This is a genomic window from Acidovorax sp. HMWF018, assembly GCF_003061035.1.
GTDB classification, from domain to species: Bacteria; Pseudomonadota; Gammaproteobacteria; order Burkholderiales; family Burkholderiaceae_C; genus Acidovorax; species Acidovorax delafieldii.
The window spans coordinates 497-1,690 of sequence record NZ_QAIM01000459.1 but is presented as its reverse complement, the minus strand read 5'-3'; the positions used below and the strand labels follow the sequence as shown (position 1 = coordinate 1,690).

At 73.8% G+C, this 1,194-nt stretch carries 2 protein-coding genes; both read right to left on the bottom strand.

Annotation, left to right across the window (positions count from 1 at the left end):
* Positions 1 to 9: 9 nt before the first annotated feature.
* Positions 10 to 564: a type II secretion system protein GspM gene (gspM, locus tag DBR23_RS19275; protein WP_108499276.1), complete on the bottom strand. Its 555-nt coding sequence runs from the start codon at positions 562 to 564 to the stop codon at positions 10 to 12.
* On the bottom strand, positions 561 to 1,194 hold a 634-nt coding region (locus DBR23_RS31145), incomplete at its 5' end, for a GspL/Epsl periplasmic domain-containing protein (RefSeq protein WP_304466224.1). The genes gspM and DBR23_RS31145, both read right to left, overlap by 4 nt.

Sequence of the window (1,194 nt, the reverse complement as noted above, 5' to 3'; positions counted from 1 at the left end):
GTCCGCGGGTCAGCGGGCCGGGGCGGTGGGCAGGGCCAGCACCACGGTGCCATCCCAGCGGGGCATGGCCACGGGCGCGCTGCCCAGGGTGATGGGCGCATTGCCGGCGGCCGCCGCAGCAGCAGGGGCTGCGCTGCGGGTCAGCCGCGCTTCCAGCGGCGTGGCGCGGGCATTGCTGCGGGCTTGGGCCAGCCATTGGGCCAGCGCGTCGGCCGAAGCCCCTTTGAGCGTGACCGTGGCGCGGTCGCCCGCCACGTTGAGCTGCGCCGTGTTGCCCAGGCGCTGCGTGAGGGCGGTGCGCAGCGCACCCACGGCATCGCCGGGGCTGGTAGCGGGTGTGGCCTGCAGCTGCTGGGCCTCGGCCTGCAGGCCTTGCATGCGCTGCAGCTGGACGTCGAGTGCGGCGTGCCGCGCGGGCGCGGCGCGCAAGGTGCCGAGTGCGGGGGCGACGGCCACCCACCACAGCAGGGCCAGCGCCACCACCATGCCGGCGGCCAGCACCAGGTTCTGCTCGCGGGGCGCCAGGGCTTTCCAGCGGTCCTGGAGGGCGGAGGATCGGGTCATGGGCTCACCTCGGTGCGCAGCAACAGGCTGCCATCGTCCACGCGGGCACGGTACCCGGCGGCTTGCAGGCGGCCAGACACCACAGATTCTTCATCGGGCGCCAGGGTCACGCCGCGCAGGCGCAGCTCGCCGGGCGTGTATTCGATGCTGCTGGGCAGGCGGCCATCGGGCAAGGCCGCACCGGCTGCTGCCAGCAGGGGCTCCAGGTCGCGTGCCGACACGCTGCCGGCAGCCTGCCGCAGCTGGGCGAGTTCGCGCTCCATCTGCACCGGCGCATCGACCACCACCTGCACTTTGGGGAAGGTCTGGGTCAAGGTGTTGCGTACGCTGGCCTGCTTGGCAGTCAGCGCCTGCCGTTCTTGCCAGGCCCAGGCATTGAGCCCCACCAGGTGCGCCACCACCAGCACGCCCGCGCCCCAGCGGGCTGCACGCCACTGCGGGGCATACAGCGCCGCGCTCAGCGCGCTGCCCACTTTGCGCAGCGCGCGGGTGCTGCTGGTGCTGGACAGGTCGAACTGCGCCAGGTCCCAGTCGCCGCGGGCGGCATCGAGCGCGCGCTGGCTGGTGGTGTGCAGGGCGATGCGTTGGCCTTGCTGGCCCAGGGTGCGTTCGGCCAGTGCAGCCACGGCG